Source organism: Arenimonas malthae CC-JY-1 (assembly GCF_000747075.1).
GTDB lineage: Bacteria > Pseudomonadota > Gammaproteobacteria > Xanthomonadales > Xanthomonadaceae > Arenimonas > Arenimonas malthae.
The window spans coordinates 1-16,491 of the sequence record NZ_AVCH01000084.1 but is presented as its reverse complement, the minus strand read 5'-3'; the positions used below and the strand labels follow the sequence as shown (position 1 = coordinate 16,491).

Sequence of the window (16,491 nt, the reverse complement as noted above, 5' to 3'; positions counted from 1 at the left end):
TGACAGGCCCGGCCGGACTGGTGCCTTAATGAAAAAAGAACCCCCCGGCCCGCGCACCTCGCGGGCCGCGTCATCTGGGCGCCCCGAACGCGGCGCCCTGGAGCATCCCCCGGCATGGCCAAGAACCTACTCATCGTCGAATCGCCCGCCAAGGCCAAGACGATCAACAAGTACCTGGGCAAGGACTTCCACGTCCTTGCCTCGTACGGCCACGTCCGCGACCTCGTGCCCAAGGAAGGCGCGGTGGACCCGGAACACGGCTTCGCCATGCGCTACGAGCTGATCGAGAAGAACGAGAAGCACGTGGACGCCATCGCCAAGGCCGCCAAGGGCGCCGAAGCCATCTACCTGGCCACCGACCCGGACCGCGAAGGCGAGGCGATCAGCTGGCACATCTCCGAGATCCTCAAGGAGCGCGGCCTGCTCAAGGGCAAGGACCTGCATCGCGTGGTGTTCACCGAAATCACGCCGCGCGCCATCCGCGAGGCGGTGGAACACCCGCGCCAGGTCGCCACCGACCTGGTGGACGCGCAGCAGGCCCGCCGCGCCCTGGACTACCTGGTGGGCTTCAATCTTTCGCCGGTGCTGTGGCGCAAGGTGCAGCGCGGCCTGTCCGCCGGCCGCGTGCAGTCGCCGGCGCTGCGCATGATCGTCGAGCGCGAGGAGGAGATCGAAGCCTTCGTGCCGCGCGAGTACTGGAGCGTCGAGGCCGAGCTCAACCATCCGCAGCAGGCCTTCACCGCCCGCCTGGTCAAGCTCGACGGCCAGAAGTTCGAGCAGTTCACGCTCACCAACTCGAAGGACGCCGAGGCCGCGCGCGCGCGCCTGGCGAAGGCCGCCGGCGACGCCCTGCGCGTCACCGACGTGGCCAGCAAGGAGCGCAAGCGCCGCCCGTCGCCGCCGTTCATCACCTCCACGCTGCAGCAGGAAGCCGCGCGCAAGCTCGGCTTCACCACCTCGCGCACCATGCGCGTGGCGCAGAAGCTGTACGAAGGCGTGGCGATCGGCGAAGAAGGCACCGTCGGCCTGATCAGCTACATGCGTACCGACTCGGTGAACCTGTCGGTGGACGCGGTGAAGGAGATCCGCGACGTCATCGCCCGCGACTTCGGCACCGGCGCCGTGCCGGACAAGCCCAACGAATACAAGTCCAAGTCCAAGAACGCGCAGGAAGCGCACGAAGCCATCCGCCCCACGTCGGCGCTGCGCACGCCGGCCTCGGTGGCGAAGTACCTCGACGACGACGCGCGCCGCCTGTACGAGCTGGTGTGGAAGCGCACCGTCGCCTCGCAGATGGTGCCGGCCACCATGAACACCGTGTCGGTCGAACTGGCCGCCGGCAGCGAACACAGCTTCCGCGCCAGCGGCACCACCATCATCGACCCGGGCTTCCTGGCCGTGTACGAGGAAGGCAAGGACGCCAAGACCGCCGAGGACGAGGACGAGGGCCGCAAGCTGCCGCCCATGAAGCCCGGCATGTCGGTGCCGCTGGGCAGCATCCACACCGACCAGCACTTCACCGAGCCGCCGCCGCGCTTCTCGGAAGCCTCGCTGGTGAAGGCGCTGGAGGAATACGGCATCGGCCGCCCGTCCACCTACGCCAGCATCATCCAGGTGCTGCAGAGCCGCGAGTACGTCTACCTCGACAACCGCCGCTTCCGTCCCAGCGACGTAGGCCGCGCGGTGGCGAAGTTCCTCACCGGCCACTTCATGCAGTACGTGGACTACGACTTCACCGCCAAGCTCGAGGACGAACTCGACGCCGTGGCCGCCGGCGAAGCCGCCTGGGTGCCGCTGATGGAGCGGTTCTGGCGCCCGTTCAAGGCTACCGTCGAGGAAAAGAGCGAGTCCGTGGACCGCTCCGAAGCCACCGGCGCGCGCCTGCTGGGCACCGACCCCAAGACCGGCAAGCCGGTGTCGGTGCGCCTGGGCCGCTACGGGCCCTACGCCCAGATCGGCAGCATGGACGACGAGGAAAAGCCCAAGTACGCCTCGCTGCGCCCCGGCACCAGCATGCACACCATCACGCTGGAGGACGCGCTGCCGCTGTTCAACCTGCCGCGCACCCTGGGCGAGGTGGACGGCAAGACCGTGACGGTGGCGATCGGCCGCTTCGGCCCCTTCGCCAAGCTGGGCGACACCTATGCCTCGCTGGGCAAGGAAGACGACCCGTACACCATCACCTTCGAGCGCGCCGTGGAACTGGTGCGCGCCAAGGAGGAGATGATCGCCAACCGCACCATCAAGACCTTCCCGGGCACCGACATCCAGGTGCTCAATGGCCGCTACGGCCCGTACATCACCGACGGCGAGAAGAACGGCAAGATCCCCAAGGACCGCGACCCCGCCAGCCTGACCCAGGCCGAGTGCGAGGCCCTGCTGGCCGAGGGCAAGCCGGTGCGCAAGGGCGGCCGCTTCGGCAAGAAGGTGGCGGCCAAGAAGGCCCCGGCGAAGAAGGCCGCCGCGAAAAAGGCGGCAGAGGGCGCCGAGGCGCCGGCGAAAAAGGCGGCCAAGAAGGCCGTGAAGAAAGCCACGAAGAAGGCCCCGGCCAAGAAAGCCGCGAAAAAGGCGGCGAAGAAGGCCGTGAAGAAGGCGGCGAAAACCGCCTGAACCATCCCGGGCGGCGCGGCTCTTCCGCGCCGGCTCTCTGGGATTACACTGGCGGCCTACCGATTCCACGGAGCCGACCATGAACGCACGTACTGCCCTTTCCGCCGCCCTGCTGCTGGCCCTTGGCCTGGGGGCGGGTGGCGCTTTCGCCGCCAGCCCGCCGACCGCAATGGGCGGCGAGCCGGCCATCGCCACCAAGGCCGAACCGGTGGTCACCTGGGCCATGGCGGAGTTCCCGCAGGGCATGGCCGCCACGCATGTCATGGAAGGGCTCGACCCGAAGCGCATCCTCGAAGTGCAGGCCCACAACGCGCGCGGTGGCAACGTGCCGACCCAGATCGGCGTGAACCGCGCGGTCCAGTCGCCGCTGCAGGCGCTGAAGTGGGTGGCGGCACCGGGCGGTTCGGTCGCACGCGTCGAAATCACGTCGCCCGACGCGCTGGGCATGCGCGTCGGCCTGGACCTCTCCGGCCTGCCGGCCGGCGTCGAGCTGCGTTTCGCCGGCGACCTGCTGCCCGACCGCATCACCCGCGTGCCGGTGGAGCAGGCCAAGTCGCAGCTGGCCAATGGCGTGTACTGGTCGCCGATGACCGACGGCGCCACCCAGGTCATCGAGGTGTTCGCGCCGGCCGGCACGCCCACCGCGGGCCTGAAGCTGGCTGCCCCGCAGGTCTCCCACCTGCTCACCAACACCATCGAGCAGTTCTCGCTGGCCAAGGCCATCGGCGATTCCGGCGCCTGCAACGTGGACACCAAGTGCCGCGAGGCCGCCCTGGGCCAGAACTTCATCAACGCCAAGAATGCCGTGGCACGCATGGTCTACACCGACAGCGGCACGTTCACCTGCACCGGCACCCTGCTCAACGACACCGACAACACCACCCAGGTGCCGTATTTCTGGACCGCCAACCACTGCATCGACAACCAGACGGTCGCCAGCACCCTGATCACCTACTGGGGCTTCGAGGCCACCGTCTGCGGCGGCAGCACCCCCGCCGCCAATACCGCGCGCAGCGGCGGCGCCGCCTACCTCTATTCCGAAGCCAACACCGACGCCGCCCTGCTCCGTCTCAACGACACCCCGCCGGCGGGCGCCTATTACGCGGGCTGGGACGCCAACCAGGTGCCGGCCAATGCCAACGTCCTGGCCATCCACCACCCCGCCGGCGACCTCAAGAAGAGCTCGCTCGGCAACCAGGTGAGCCAGGACAGCTACAACATCGCGGTAGGCTGGACCAGCGGCACCACCGAAGGCGGCAGCAGCGGCTCGGGCCTGTTCACCCTGGGCAACGGCTACCAGTTGCGCGGCGGCCTTTACGGCGGCAGCGCCAGCTGCGCCAACTCCGGCAGCCTGGCCAATACCAGCAACCGCGACTACTACTCGCGCCTGGACGTGGTGTGGCCGCAGGTGCAGCCCTACCTGGCGCCCACGCCGCAGAGCTTCGGCCCCACGCCGGGCCGTGATTACACCGGCGCCTGGTACAACCCGAACGAATCCGGCTGGGGCCTCACCGTCTACCAGTACGCCGGCCCGGCCTACAACACGTTCGTGATGTTCTTCATCTACGACCAGACCGGCAAGGCGCAGTGGTTCGAGATGGACGCCACCTGGACCGCCACCGACGTGCGCAGCGGCAACCTGCTGCAGTCCACCGCCGCCCCCTGGGGCCCGACCTACAACCCGGCCAACCGCCAGTTCACCGTCGCCGGCAACGCCACGCTCACCTTCACCTCGGCCACCACGGCGAACGTGACCTTCACGGTGAATGGCGCCACCAGGACCATCGCGCTGCAGAAGCTCTAAGCAACGAATCCGACCCGAGGCCCCGGTGCGCGCAACGCGCCGGGGCTTTTTTTGTCCGGCGGGCATTCCGCCACAACCCGCTGGGCCCGCGATGAAACCAGGCACTCCTTTCGCAGCAATCCTTTTCCTGGCTTCGGCGCTCTGCGCCGCGAATGCGCTTGCCACGTCCGCGCCAATGGCGATCGGCGGCGAGCCCGCCCTCACCCCCAAGGCCGAGCCCGCAGTCACTTGGGCCATGGCCTCATTCCCGCAAGACCGGATCGCGACGCACAGGCTTGCGCCGATGGATCCCAAGCGCATCCTCGAGGTACAGGAGCGCAATGCGCGCCGCGGCAATGCACCCGTGCAGCTCGGCATCAACCGCACCGTGACGGCGCCACTGCCTGCATTGCAGTGGATGCCCGTGGGCCGTGGATTCGTCGCGCGCCTGCAAGTCACTTCTCCAGACGCGCTGGGCATGCGCGTTGGCCTCGACCTCTCGATGCTTCCCGGCGCCGCCGAGCTGCGCTTCGCCGGCGACCTCGCGCCTGGCCGCATCACCCGCGTCCCGGTGGCGAAGGCTCGCACGCTGCTTGCCGAAGGCCTCTACTGGTCGCCGCCTACCGACGGCGCCACCCAGGTGATCGAGGTGTTCGTGCCGGCAGGCACCGAGATCGCCGGCCTGGCCCTGGCGGCGCCGGAAATCTCGCACCTGCTCACCAATGCACAGGAACGCTTCTCGCTGGCCAAGGCCATTGGCATGTCGGCCCCCTGCAACGTGGACACACGATGCCGCGAAGAGGCGCTGGGCCAGGACTTCATCAACGCCAAGAACGCCGTCACGCTCCTGGTGTTCACGGAACGCGGCTCCTTCGGGTGCGCCGGCACCCTGCTCAACGATACGGATCCCGATACCCAGATCCCGTATGTTTGGACGACCCACTACTGCCCCCGATTCCAGGCGGCGGCCAATACGCTGGTGTCCTACTGGGGGTTCGAGGCCACGGCCTGCGGCAGCGGCGTTGCGGCAGAGCATGTCGTGCTTGGCGGCGGGGCGGAGATCGTATTCGTCGACGAGTACAGGCAGCCCGGCCCCTTTAGCACCGAATCCGCGATACTGCGCCTGAACGAACACCCGCCTGCCGGCGCCTACTATGCCGGCTGGAATACCGCTTCCCTTGCCCGGGGCGACAGCGTGGTGTCCATCCAGCACCCGTTCGCCGACCTGAAGAAGAGCTCACTGGGGCAGATGAGATTCCCCGGCGACCACCATTACATGGTGGGCTGGGCGAGCGGCACGGCCGTCTGGGAGGACCGGGGCGCAGGTCTGTTCACTCTCGGCGAGGAGGGTTACCAACTGCGTGGGGGGCTGGTGGATTCATTCGCCAGCTGCGCCAACTCGGGTGACCTCTCCCACAACGAGAACCTCAGTCATTTCTCCCGCTTCGACGCAGCCTGGCCCTACGTGAAGGCATTTCTGGACCCGGAGCTCCTTGGACCACGCCCGACCCGGAACTACACGGGCGCCTGGTACAGCCCGGAGGAGCCGGGCTGGGGCCTCACCCTGCACCAGTACCCGCAGCCCCAGCACAACCTGTTCGCGATGTTCTTCATCTACGACCAGGCCGGCCAGGCGCAATGGCTCGAACTCGAGGGTTCGTGGACCGCCACCGACGTGCGCAGCGGCAACCTGCTGCAATCCACCGCCGGACCCTGGGGCCCGGCCTACAACCCGGCCAACCGTCAGTTCACCGTCGCCGGCAACGCCACGCTCGCCTTCACCTCGAACACCACCGCCAACGTGACCTTCACGGTGAACGGCGCCACCCGCAGCATTTCGCTGCAGAAGTTGTAGGCGGCTGCGTATTTCAGCGGCCCGGCTGGGCGTAACGGGTGATGCCGCGCTTGGCCTTCTCGTCGGCCACGATGCGGCGCACGTCTTCGAGCAGCGCCGGCGCGTCGTACACGATGCCGTCCTTGATGGTGTAGCGCACGCCGCCCACGCGGCGCGGCTGGCCGTCGGCGCCCAGGCGGATGTGGCCGGTGGCGTAGAGCACCTTCAGGTTGGCCAGCGGGTTTTCGCCCAGCACCACCAGGTCGGCCAGCTTGCCGGGCTCGATGGAACCGATGCGGTCCTGCGCGCCCAGCGCCTCGGCGCCCGAGAGCGTGGCCGCGCGCAGCACTTCCAGCGGGTGGAAGCCGGCCTCGCGCAGCAACTCGAGCTCCTCGATGGTGCCGAAGCCGTAGGTCTTGTAGATGTAGCCCGAATCGCTGCCCACGGTGACGCGGCCGCCGCGGTTCTTGTAGTCGTTCACGAAGGCCATCCAGCGCCGGTAGTTATCCTTCCAGGCGGCCTCCTCCTCGCTGCCCCAGTCGAAGAAGAAGCTGCCGTGGTTGTCGCGGCTTGGGGTGAAGAAATTCCACAGCGCGGGGTGGGTGTATTCGTCGTGGTATTCGGCGGTGCGCGCGCGCATCAGGTCGCGCGTGGCCTGGTAGATGGTGAAGGTGGGGTCGAGCGTGAAGCCCAGTTCCAGCAGCTCGGTGATCACCGCCTCGTAGCGCTCGCTGCCCTTTTCGCTGGCCTGCGCCCACAGCCTGCCGGCCTCGCCGAAGCGGTGCTGCTCGTCCATGTAGTTGTAGCCGGCCGGGTACTGCTGCACGGTCTGGCCATCGAACAGCGCCTCGGGCAGGCCGTACCAGTGCTCCATGGTGGTCAGGCCCCAGCGCGCGGTGGTGAGCACGTTCACCCGCGCCACGTCGAGCTGGGCGTGGTGGCAGGCGCTGCCCATGCCCTGCTTGCGCAGTTCGTCGAAGGCGGCCGCCAGGATCTCCGGGCGGTAGCCGAAGCACTTCATGCCCAGCGCGCCCTTGGCCTTCATGTCGCGCACCCACCGGCGGGCCTGATCGGTCGTGGTGATGGGGCCTTCGTGGCCCATGCCGAAGAAGGCGTAGGGGAACAGGCGCGGCGCGGTGATGGCGTTGGCGGCGCTGCGGCGCGCTTCCGAGGCGCACCACTCGATGCCGTTGCCGCAGCCCGGGTCGCGCACGCTGGTGATGCCGTGCGCCAGCCACAGCTTGTACACGTACTCGGCGGTGACGCCCTGCTCGTCGCCGCCGATGTGCCCGTGCATGTCCACGAGGCCGGGCATCACGTACTGGCCCGTGAGGTCGAGCTCGCGGCCGCCGGGCTTGAGCGCCGGGCGGTTCTTCGGGTCGATCGGCGCATTGGCGCTGCCGACGATGGCCACCTGCACGATGCGGTTGCCCTCGATGACGATGTCCACCGGCCCGTACGCCGGCGCGCCGGTGCCGGTGATGACGGTGGCGCCGCGCAGGACCAGCTGCGGATACGGGCCCTCGCCCTCGTCGCGGTCCGGCGCGGCGGGGATGGCCGCCTGCGCCACCGGCGCGAGCAGCAGGGAGATGAGGGCAAGCAGTCGAGTCATGGCGGGTCCCGGGCTGGAAGTGGCGGCGGCGCGGGCGGACAATGCCGGCATGCGCCTGCGCTGGTGGCCAAGCTTAGCCATTTTGCTGATCCCCGTTGGCCCGCCGGCCGCGCAGGAGATCACGGTCTACCGCTGCCAGGACGCGCAAGGCCGCGTCACGCTCCAGGACGAACCCTGCCCGGCCGGCACCGTGCAAGGCACGCGCCGCATGCAGCGCCCGCAGGACCCGCCGCCGAAGCCCGCCGCGCCGCCGGCCGCGGCACCGGAAACCACGCCGCCGGCAGCCGCGCCGGAACCCGCCCCGCCGCCGCGTCCCTCGCCGCCCACGCTCTACCAGTGCACCGCCTACGACGGCGCGGTGCGCTACAGCGAAAACTACGACCCGAACCCGCGCTGCATCCCGCTGGCCGTGCTCGGTTACGACGCCGGCCCCTGGGGCGCCACCTGCCGCTGGGTGGAAGACTCCTGCGTGCGCCTGGACGACGCCTCGGCCTGCCGGGTGTACGCCGAAAAATTCGAGCAGGCCGAATCGGACGCCCTGCACGCCTTCAGCGACACCGCCGCCTACCGCAAGTCGGAGGTCATCCGCCTGCGCCAGATCCTCGACGACAGCTGCCGCTGATCAGAAGCCGTAGCGCAGGAAACCGCCGTCGACGGCGATGCATTCGCCGGTGACGTAGCTCGAGGCCGGCAGGCACAGGAAGGCCACCGCCGCCGCCACTTCCTCGGGCTCGCCGATGCGGCCCATGGGCGTGCGGTCGAGCACCTCGTCCAGGTAATCGGGGTCGGCCAGCTTGCCCGAGGTGCGGCGGGTGCGGATGTACCAGGGCGCCACCGCGTTCACGCGCACCCCGTCCTCGGCCCATTCGCAAGCCAGGTTCCTGGTCATCTGGTGCAGCGCCGCCTTGCTCATGCCGTAGGGCGAACCGGTGCGCACGTGCGTGAGCCCCGACACCGAACCCACGTTCACGATGCTGGCGCTGGCGTGCTGGCTGAGCAGCGGGAAGGCGAAGCGGCACAGCTCGAAGGCCGAGAACAGGTTGGTCTCGAAGATGTCGCGCCACTCGGCGTCGGCGTAGTCCATGGTGGGCTTGCTGGCATTGGTGCCGGCGTTGTTCACCAGCAGCTGCAGGCCCGTGCCCAGGTCCTCGACCCAGTCGAAGATCTCGCGGCGCTGCTCGGGGTCGGAGACGTCGGCGGCGAAGGCGCGCACCTCGGCGTCGGGGAATTCGTCCTCGAGCTCGTCGCGGGTGGCGTCGAGCTGGGCCTGGTCGCGCGCGACGATCATCACGTCGGCGCCCAGCCCCAGCAGTTCGGCGGCGATGGCGCGGCCGATGCCCACGCTCGCGCCGGTCACCAGCGCCACCTGCCCGTCCAGTCGCCAGCGGTTCGCGTCCATTGCCTGCTCCTCGTCGCCCGGGCTTAGGATAGCGGCCTGCGACCACGTGGAGGAAACCGCGATGAGAAACGTCCTTCTGGCCAGCCTCTGCCTGGCGCTGTGCGCCTGCAGCGACCCGCCGCCCAACGAGGAAGCGCCGCCGCCGGAGCCGCAGGCCGCCGCGGCCGCGGAAGAACACACCGAACTGCGCGATGCCATGCAGGCGCCGCTGGACAAGGCCCGCGCGGTGGAAGCCGAACAGGAGCAGCGCGACGCCGACCGCGACCAGGCCCTGGAAGACGCCGGCGGCTGAAAACAAAACGCCCGGGCAGGCCCGGGCGTTTTCACTGCCTGGCGGACGGGCCGCCGGTCAGTAGGCGCACAGGCAGTGCGCGACCGCGCTGTAGGGCGTGCGGCCCTTGCTTTCGAGCCAGCGCAGTTCGCCTTCCACCCGGGCCATCGTCTCGCGGTCCAGCAGCAGCGGCGTCGGCGCCAGCAGGCGCACCAGGCCCTGCAGGCGGGCCTGGCCACCCATGTCCACCACGAACTTCTCGAAGGGGCTGAGCGGCTTCTCGACGTAGCTCACGCCGTACTTGCCCTCCTCCAGCCCGGCCAGCTTCGCGGCCTCGGCCAGCGCCGCCTGCAGGCCGCCGAGCGCGTCCACCAGGCCGCGCTCCTTGGCCTGCGCGCCGGACCAGACGCGGCCGCGGGCGTGCACGTCGATCTGCTCGGGCGTGCTCTCGCGCGCCTCGGCCACCTTGCCGATGAAATCGGCGTAACCCTTGTTGATCACCGACTGGATGACGATGCCCACGTTCGGGTCGAGCGGCCGGGTCGGGTCGAAGGCGCCCGCCAGCGGCGTGGTGCCGACGCCGTCGGTGTTGATGCCCAGCTTGTCGAGCACGCGCGGCGCGGTCATCCACAGGCCGAAGATGCCGATGGACCCGGTGATGGTGGATTCGTCGGCGTAGATCTTGTCGGCATTCATCGAGATCCAGTAGCCGCCGGAAGCCGCCACGTTGCCCATCGACACCACCACCGGCTTGCCGGCCGCCTGGGTCAGCTCCACCTCGCGGCGGATCTGCTCGGACGGGAACACGCCGCCGCCCGGGGAATCCACGCGCAGCAGCACGGCCTTGACGTTTTCGTCCTCGCGCGCCTGGCGCAGCAGCAGCGACGTGGACTCGCCACCCACCGTGCCCGGCGGCTGCTCGCCATCGGTGATTTCGCCCTGGGCCACCACCACCGCCACCTGCGGACGCGAATCCATCGGCAGCTGGTGCAGGCCCATCTGGGTCAGGTAACCGCGCAGCTCGATCTGGCGGAAGGTGTGCTCGTCCTCGTCCAGCGCGCCGCGCTCGACCAGCATCTGCTCGAGTTCGTAGTGGGTCTTGAGGCCGTCCACCAGCTTCTCGTCCAGCGCCAGCTTGCCCAGGTCGCCGCCGGCCGCCTGCACGCGCGCCGGCAGTTCGTTGATCATGGCCTCGAGTTCGGACTGCTCGATGCCGCGCGCCTTGGCGATGTCGGCGACGAAGCGGTTCCAGACGTCGCTCATCCAGTACAGGTCGGCCTCGCGCGCCTCGGGCGAGGCGGCGTCGAGCACGTAGGGCTCGGCGGCCGACTTGTACTCGCCCACCTTGAACAGGTGCACGTCCACGCCCAGCTTGTCCTGCAGGCCCTCGCGGTAATACATGCGGTAGCGGCCCAGGCCCTCGAGCAGCACGCCGCCCTGCGGGTCGATGTAGACCTCGTCGGCGTGCGCGGCCAGGTAGTAGGCCTTCTGCTCCATGCCGTTGCCGAAGGCGATCACTTCCTTGCCCGAGGCGCGGAAGTCGCGCAGCGCCGCCGCCACGTCGCGCAGCGCGGCGAAGCCGGCGGCGCTGAAGCCGTCGGTCACCAGCACGATGCGGTCGATGCGGTCGTCTTCCTTCGCGGCCGCGATCGCGCGCAGCAGGTCGCGCACCTGGATCTCCATGCGGCCCTGGCCGGTGGCCTGGTTGAGCACGCGGTCCACCGGGTGGGCGCTGTACTGCTCCACCAGGTCGCCACCGAGGTTGATGACCAGCGCGCTGTCGGCCATCAGCGGCTTCACGCCCGGGCTGGAGAACAGCACCGCGATGAAGGCGAACAGCAGCACCAGGAACACCAGGTTGAACACCAGGCGTCGGGTGAAGTTGACGGTGTTCCAGAGACCCACCAGGAAACGGCGGATCGGACCCGGCTTCGACTCAGACATGGGGACACTCCATAGACTCCAGCCCACAGCATACCCACCGGGGGTGAAGGCCGCATGGGCGTCAGGTCACCACCACCGCCGGCAGGGGTTGGCGCGAAAGCCGCCAGAAACGCCAGCCCAGCAGGGTGGCGGCGGCGCTGAGGCCGAGGATCAGGCCGGTCCACAGGCCGGGCGCACCCTGCCCGAGGCCGATGCCCAGCCAGGCGCCCAGCGGCAGCCCCAGGCCCCAGTAGGCAAGCACGGTGATGAACATCGGCACCCGCGTGTCCTTCAGGCCGCGCAGCGCGCCGGCCGACATCGCCTGCATGCCGTCGGGATACTGGAACACCGCGGCGTAGGCCATCAGCAGGCTGGCCAGCGCCACCACCGCGGCGTCGGTGGTGAACAGCGACGCCAGCCAGGCCGCGCCCGCCACCAGCAGGATGGCCGACGCCGTCTGAGCCAGCAGCGCCAGCGCGTAACCCGCCGCCGCCGACCAGCGCACGCCCGGCAGGTCGCCGGCGCCGACCGCGTGGCCCACGCGCACGGTGGTGGCCATGGCCACGCCCAGCGGCACCATGAAACAGAGGCTGGCGATGAGGATGGCGATCTGGTGCGCGGCCATCTGGGTGGTGCCGAGCGTGCCGATGATCAGCGCGGTGGCGACGAACAGGCTGCCTTCCATGAACACCGACACGCCCATCGGCAGGCCGAGCCTGAGCAGCGCGCGGATCGGCGGCCAACGCGGCGGATCGAAGCGCGCGAACAGGCCCAGGTCGGCGAAGCGGCGCGACCGCCACAGGTAGGTGGCCATCGCCGCCGCCTGGCACCACAGCACCAGCGCCACCGCGTAACCCAGGCCCGCCGCGCCCAGCGCCAGCCCGAACATGAAGGCGTAGCCCAGCGGCGCCAGCAGCGCCAGGCCGACCACGCCGAACACCATCGACGGCACCGTCCAGGCCACGCCCTCGCTGAGGTTGCGCAGGCAGAAGAACAGCGCCAGCCCCGGCGCGCCCCAGCTGATGGCCTTGAGGAAGGCCACGGCCTCCGGGCGCGCTTCGGCGGTGATGCCCATCGGTTCCAGCGCCAGCGCGCCGGCGCGCACCACCGCGATCAGGCCCAGGCCCAGCGCCAGCGCCAGCCACAGCGCCTGCCGGAACACCGGCCCGATCTCGCCCCGGCGGCCGGCGCCGTTGAGCTGCGACACCGTCGGCGGCACCGCCATCAGCACGCCGATGCTCACCAGGATCACCACGCTCCACACCGCGCTGCCCACGCCCACCGCCGCCAGCGTCACCGGGCCATGGCGGCCGGCCAGCACGGTGTCGACGATGTTCATGCCCATGGACGAGGCCTGGCTCAGCACCAGCGGCAGGGCAAGCACGAAGCTGACGCGCATTTCTCGCAACAGGCGGGCGGCGCGGCTTTCGGTGCGGCTCATGGGGGCTTCGGGGCAGGCGGCGGCCCGCTATATTAGCGGCAGCCCCGCCGGAGCCCGTGATGAGCCCTGAAACCGCACCGCCGAACGGAACCGCCACGCCCGAGCGCCGCTGCCAGAACTGCGGCGTGCCGCTGCTGGGCGAACACTGCTACGCCTGCGGCCAGCCCACCAAGGGCCTGGTGCGGCACTTCACCAGCATCATCGGCGACTTCATGGACTCGGTGTTCGAGCTCGACTCGCGCATCCTGCGCACGCTCGGGCCGCTGCTGTTCAAGCCCGGCTACCTCAGCCTGGAGTATTTCGCCGGCCGGCGCGTGCGCTACGTCAGCCCGGTACGGCTGTTCGTGTTCCTGAGCCTGTTCGCGTTCTTCGCGGCGCAGCTGAGCTTCAAGATCGAAAAGGGCAGCGCCGGCGAAGGCGAGCCCGCCGCCAGCCAGGCCAGCAAGGTCGGCGAGATCGGCCGGGTGACCACGGTGGCCGAAGTGGAGGCGCTGCGCGACCAGGCGGTCGCCGAGCTGCAGCGCGCGCGCAAGGAAACGGCCGACGTGCCCGGCGTGGGCATCGGCCTGGACGTCGCCGAAAAGGGCATCGTCAACGAAGCGGAACGGCGCATCGCCGAGATCGAACGCGCGCAGGCCGCGGGCGAACCGGTGCCGGTGCCCGAACGCAGGTCCGACGAGCCGTCCATGTCCTTCAACGGCGAGCCCTGGCACCCCGAGAAGAACCCGATAAAGATCGGCTTCCTGCCCGACGCCGCCAACGCCAAGCTCAACGAACAGGCCGGCCGCGCCCAGGGCAACATCAAGCGCATCCAGGAAGACCCCAACCTGCTCAAGGACGCCTTCCTGTCCACGGTGCCGACCACCCTGTTCGTGCTGCTGCCGCTGTTCGCGCTGCTGCTGAAGGTGGCCTACCTGTTCAAGAAGCGCCTGTACATGGAGCACCTGATCGTCGCCCTGCACAGCCACAGCTTCCTGTGCGGCGCGCTGCTGGCGGTGCTGCTGCTGGACGCGGCGGCGGGCTGGACCGAGGCCCTGCCCTGGCTGTCGAACCCGCTCGGCTGGCTGGAGATCGCGCTGATCACGTGGATGCCGCTCTACCTGCTGCTGATGCAGAAGCGCGTCTACCGCCAGGGCTGGTTCATGACCCTGCTCAAGTACGGCGTGCTGGGCACCTGTTACCTGGTGCTGGTGAGCTTCGGCGCCGGCATCAGCCTGCTGGTGAGCCTGGTGAACGTGTGATCGGCCCGGGCTAGCGACCCAGGCGCTGGCGCACCAGCGCCTCGCGCGCTTCCGGCGGCGCCGACAGCAGGTCGCGGCGCAGGGTTTCGCGGGCATCCGCCGGCAGGCGGCGGGCCAGCAATGCCAGGTCGGCGCGCGCTTCCGGCGACAGCCCGCGCAGCATTTCCAGCAACTGCGGCCGCTGCGCCTCGGGTACGTAGGCGAACAGCGGCTGCAGCGGCGCGAACCAGGCGCCGACCTCGGGCCCCAGCCACCACGAAGCGCGCTGGTCGTCGGGCAAGGCCGCGAAGGTGTCCTGCAGCGGCTTGCGTTCGGTTTCGGGCAGCGCGGCGAAGGCCACGGCCGCAGCCTGCACCTGCGCGCGCTCGGCCGGGCGCAGGGACAGCCAGGCCGCATGGATGCCGCGGCGACGGGCGCGTTCGGCGGCGGGCAACGCGTCCCAGGCGGCGATGCGCTCGCGCAGGGCCTGGCGCGCCGGTTCGTCCAGCGCCAGCCAGTGCGCGGCGTGGGCGATCACCTGCCGGCGCGTGTCCGGGTCGAGGTTGGGCCAGGCGCCGGCCAGCGGCACCAGCAGGGTGCGCTGGGCGGCGGGCAGGGCCTCGAAGCTCGCCACGTCGTCCGCGGAACGGTCCACGGGCGTCGGCAGGGGCTCGGCGGCGTCCGGGGCGGTGGCCAGCGCCCCGGTGCCCGCCAGCCAGCTGTGGAAGGCCAGGTCGGAAGCCACCGTGTCGTCCACCGTCTCGGCCAGGGCGGCGTAATCCGGATGGATCACCCGGTCGGCGTCCACGGGAGCTACGGCGGCGGGCGCGGGGGCTTCGGCCGGCAATTCCGGGGGCAGGGTTTCGGTGCCGCCCGGCGGCAGCGGTTCGGCCGGCGTCCAGAACGTGGCGGCGAAGGCCAGGGCCAGCAGGCCCAGGCCCACCCAGGGCAGGCGGCGCAGCCAGGCCGGCGGGGGCGGGGTCGGAGGCGGCGGCGCGGGTTCGGGCTCGCCCCGCGCCACCCGGGCGCGCTGTTCGGCCAGCGCGTCCACGGTGGCTTCGGGCAGGGTCTTCACCTGCCGGTGCAGGCGCTCGCGCAGCTGGCCGAGGGCGGCATAGCTGATGCCGGCCTCGCCCAGCTGGTGCAGGGCCCGCTGCAGGGCGAAGCGGTAGGTCGCCTCGCCCACGCCCAGGACCTGGGCCGCATGCGGGAAGTCCAGGCCCGCCACCAGGCGCAGCAGCAGGGCGGCCCGGGGGCCGCTGCTCAGGGCCGCCAGCTCGGGCAGGCTGGAGTCACCGTCGGACAGCTCGGCCTGAGCCAGCAGCAGCGACCAGAAGCCCGCCGGCCAACCCGACAGCGGGGTGGCTGCCGACACCGCCCCGAACGCCCGCATGGCGCGCCCCACGGCCGCCAGCGCTTCCCGGTCCCGCCCGCACTGCAGTTGGGCGAACACGAAGGCGCGGCGCTCGATGCCACGCAGGAAGGCCGAAAGGGCAGGCGAAAGGGCGGCTTGGGCGGACATCGGGGGGTCGGAAATCACCCCCCATTCTAGCCAGCGAACGACTCGAAGCAGCGGTTGACAGCCGGAAAATCCTTGCTCAGCCAAGCCCGGCGCGGCTTCTGGCGTGGAACGTTGTGCACAGCGGCACGGGAAGCCCGTGAAGACGGCCCCGGGACCGCCCCCGCGGCCCGATGACTGTTTTGTGATTGAGCCAAGTGACTGATTCCAAAGGACTATGACGCCTTGGTTAAAAAATCACCAACCCGGCTCAGGGGCCGTGGACACGGGGGGTGCGCAGACTTGCCCAAGGCCCCTTCCACAGAGTTATCCACAAACCATGTGGATAAGGGACTTTCGGTTTTGTGAACAGCAGCTTACCTCCGCTTTGTGATGCGCTTGGCAGCAATGCGGCGCAAGTTCATCCACAGGGCGTCCGGCCGGCCACAGGCTAGACTTGGCGGATGTCCGCCACCCCCGACCCCGTGCTGCGCGTCGCCCTGCCGGTGCCGCTGCCCCGGGACTTCGACTACCGCCCGCCCGCCGGCCAGGCCGCCGACGCCGGCTGGATAGGCTGCCGGGTGCGGGTGCCGTTCGGGCGCGGCACGGGCGAGCAGGTGGGCGTGGTGGTCGGCGTGGGCGCCCCCGAGGGTGACCCGGCCGCACTGAAGCCGGTACTGGCCCGGCTCGACGCCACCCCGCTGCTGGCCGGCGAACTGTTCGACACCCTGCGCTGGGCCGCCGCCTACTACCACGCCCCGCTGGGCGAAGTGCTGGCCACCGCCCTGCCCACCCTGCTGCGGGCCGGCCAGGCGCTGCCCGACACCACCCGCCACGGCTGGGCCCTGACCGCCGCAGGCCAGGCCGCCGCCGCCGCGCCCGGCCGCGAGGGCAAGCCTC

The 16,491-nt window shown here is 70.2% G+C and carries 12 protein-coding genes; 7 read left to right on the top strand and 5 right to left on the bottom strand.

The window, feature by feature from the left end; genetic code table 11:
• Positions 1-114 precede the first annotated feature (114 nt).
• The 3 genes from N790_RS04730 (at position 115) to N790_RS04720 (ending at position 6,248) form a co-directional block, all read left to right on the top strand.
• The gene (locus N790_RS04730; RefSeq protein ID WP_043801410.1) at positions 115-2,610 is read left to right on the top strand and encodes a DNA topoisomerase I; all 2,496 of its coding nucleotides are present in this window, start codon (positions 115-117) and stop codon (positions 2,608-2,610) included.
• Between the two features lie 79 nt (positions 2,611-2,689).
• Positions 2,690-4,414: a trypsin-like serine peptidase gene (locus N790_RS15150; protein WP_052385690.1), complete on the top strand. Its 1,725-nt coding sequence runs from the start codon at positions 2,690-2,692 to the stop codon at positions 4,412-4,414.
• Positions 4,415-4,697: 283 nt separating this feature from the next.
• Positions 4,698-6,248 (top strand): hypothetical protein, encoded by a 1,551-nt coding sequence (locus N790_RS04720; RefSeq protein WP_043801409.1) that lies wholly within the window; start codon positions 4,698-4,700, stop codon positions 6,246-6,248.
• 13 nt (positions 6,249-6,261) lie between these two features.
• On the opposite strand, the gene N790_RS04715 is transcribed toward N790_RS04720, so the two are convergent.
• Positions 6,262-7,839: an amidohydrolase family protein gene (locus N790_RS04715; RefSeq protein WP_043801446.1), complete on the bottom strand. Its 1,578-nt coding sequence runs from the start codon at positions 7,837-7,839 to the stop codon at positions 6,262-6,264.
• On the opposite strand from N790_RS04715, the gene N790_RS04710 reads away from it, so the two are divergent.
• Positions 7,838-8,461: a DUF4124 domain-containing protein gene (locus tag N790_RS04710; protein WP_169742141.1), complete on the top strand. Its 624-nt coding sequence runs from the start codon at positions 7,838-7,840 to the stop codon at positions 8,459-8,461. The genes N790_RS04715 and N790_RS04710 overlap by 2 nt on opposite strands.
• Here the strand turns inward: N790_RS04710 and N790_RS04705 are convergent, their stop codons facing one another.
• Positions 8,462-9,238 (bottom strand): SDR family oxidoreductase, encoded by a 777-nt coding sequence (locus tag N790_RS04705; RefSeq protein ID WP_043801406.1) that lies wholly within the window; start codon positions 9,236-9,238, stop codon positions 8,462-8,464. It abuts the gene before it with no gap.
• 61 nt (positions 9,239-9,299) lie between these two features.
• Between N790_RS04705 and N790_RS04700 the strand changes: the two genes are divergently transcribed.
• Complete coding sequence (locus N790_RS04700) at positions 9,300-9,530, top strand: hypothetical protein (RefSeq protein WP_043801405.1); 231 nt, start codon at positions 9,300-9,302, stop codon at positions 9,528-9,530.
• 57 nt (positions 9,531-9,587) lie between these two features.
• On the opposite strand, the gene sppA is transcribed toward N790_RS04700, so the two are convergent.
• Together sppA and N790_RS04690 are read right to left on the bottom strand one after the other, a co-directional pair.
• Positions 9,588-11,453, bottom strand: coding sequence for a signal peptide peptidase SppA (gene sppA, locus N790_RS04695; RefSeq protein ID WP_043801404.1), 1,866 nt, complete (start codon positions 11,451-11,453; stop codon positions 9,588-9,590).
• A 61-nt stretch (positions 11,454-11,514) separates the two neighbouring features.
• Entirely contained in the window at positions 11,515-12,873 is a 1,359-nt protein-coding gene (locus tag N790_RS04690) for an MATE family efflux transporter (RefSeq protein WP_052385689.1), read from the bottom strand.
• 59 nt (positions 12,874-12,932) lie between these two features.
• Here N790_RS04690 and N790_RS04685 point away from each other — a divergent pair, with 59 nt between their 5' ends.
• Positions 12,933-14,114: a DUF3667 domain-containing protein gene (locus tag N790_RS04685; protein ID WP_052385688.1), complete on the top strand. Its 1,182-nt coding sequence runs from the start codon at positions 12,933-12,935 to the stop codon at positions 14,112-14,114.
• A 10-nt stretch (positions 14,115-14,124) separates the two neighbouring features.
• On the opposite strand, the gene N790_RS15880 is transcribed toward N790_RS04685, so the two are convergent.
• Entirely contained in the window at positions 14,125-15,615 is a 1,491-nt protein-coding gene (locus N790_RS15880) for a DUF3106 domain-containing protein (RefSeq protein ID WP_052385687.1), read from the bottom strand.
• A gap of 440 nt (positions 15,616-16,055) precedes the next feature.
• Here N790_RS15880 and N790_RS04675 point away from each other — a divergent pair.
• Positions 16,056-16,491, top strand: a 436-nt coding sequence (locus N790_RS04675) for a primosomal protein N' family DNA-binding protein (protein ID WP_043801403.1), incomplete at its 3' end; no start/stop codon positions are given.

Coding starts and splice junctions, on each gene's coding strand:
- N790_RS04730 (WP_043801410.1), top strand. CDS start 115: ATGGCCAAGAACCTACTCATCGTCGAATCGCCCGCCAAGGCCAAGACG.
- sppA (WP_043801404.1), bottom strand. CDS start 11,453: ATGTCTGAGTCGAAGCCGGGTCCGATCCGCCGTTTCCTGGTGGGTCTC.
- N790_RS04710 (WP_169742141.1), top strand. CDS start 7,838: ATGGCGGGTCCCGGGCTGGAAGTGGCGGCGGCGCGGGCGGACAATGCC.
- N790_RS04700 (WP_043801405.1), top strand. CDS start 9,300: ATGAGAAACGTCCTTCTGGCCAGCCTCTGCCTGGCGCTGTGCGCCTGC.
- N790_RS15880 (WP_052385687.1), bottom strand. CDS start 15,615: ATGTCCGCCCAAGCCGCCCTTTCGCCTGCCCTTTCGGCCTTCCTGCGT.
- N790_RS04705 (WP_043801406.1), bottom strand. CDS start 9,238: ATGGACGCGAACCGCTGGCGACTGGACGGGCAGGTGGCGCTGGTGACC.
- N790_RS04685 (WP_052385688.1), top strand. CDS start 12,933: ATGAGCCCTGAAACCGCACCGCCGAACGGAACCGCCACGCCCGAGCGC.
- N790_RS04690 (WP_052385689.1), bottom strand. CDS start 12,873: ATGAGCCGCACCGAAAGCCGCGCCGCCCGCCTGTTGCGAGAAATGCGC.
- N790_RS04720 (WP_043801409.1), top strand. CDS start 4,698: ATGGATCCCAAGCGCATCCTCGAGGTACAGGAGCGCAATGCGCGCCGC.
- N790_RS15150 (WP_052385690.1), top strand. CDS start 2,690: ATGAACGCACGTACTGCCCTTTCCGCCGCCCTGCTGCTGGCCCTTGGC.
- N790_RS04715 (WP_043801446.1), bottom strand. CDS start 7,839: ATGACTCGACTGCTTGCCCTCATCTCCCTGCTGCTCGCGCCGGTGGCG.